Genomic DNA, 346 nt, shown 5'->3' with positions numbered 1-346 from the left:
CAGCCGCTCCTGGTTGCGCTCGGCATCCTTGTGGCTGGATATGTCGATTACGGCAGCAATCGCTCCGCGCACCTTGCCAAGCTCGTCGAACAACGGATTGGCCGACATCATGACGTCGACGCTGCCGCCCTTGGTGCGCGCGATCCGCGCCTCGAAACCGGGAATGGGCTTGCCTGTCCGCATCGCCTTCATCAAGGGTTGATCAGCGGCGTCGACCACGGTGCCGTTCATCATCAGCGGCAGAATGGCGGGCATGGAACTGAGCTTGCCGTCCGTGGCGGGCCGACCGGCGAGCTCCCCCGCGTGGCGGTTGCCGCGGATCTTTTCGCCGTTGCCGTCCTCGGGA

The 346-nt window shown here is 65.3% G+C and carries 1 protein-coding gene; it reads right to left on the bottom strand.

The genetic code is table 11. The features are described from left to right. The coding region (locus tag EN807_RS33470; RefSeq protein WP_135938014.1) for a PAS domain S-box protein at positions 1–346 on the bottom strand (346 nt) is incomplete at both ends.

The sequence above is a fragment of the Mesorhizobium sp. M5C.F.Ca.ET.164.01.1.1 genome (assembly GCF_004792125.1).
Taxonomy (GTDB): Bacteria; Pseudomonadota; Alphaproteobacteria; order Rhizobiales; family Rhizobiaceae; genus Mesorhizobium; species Mesorhizobium wenxiniae.
This window is presented reverse-complemented; position numbering and strand designations above follow the sequence as displayed.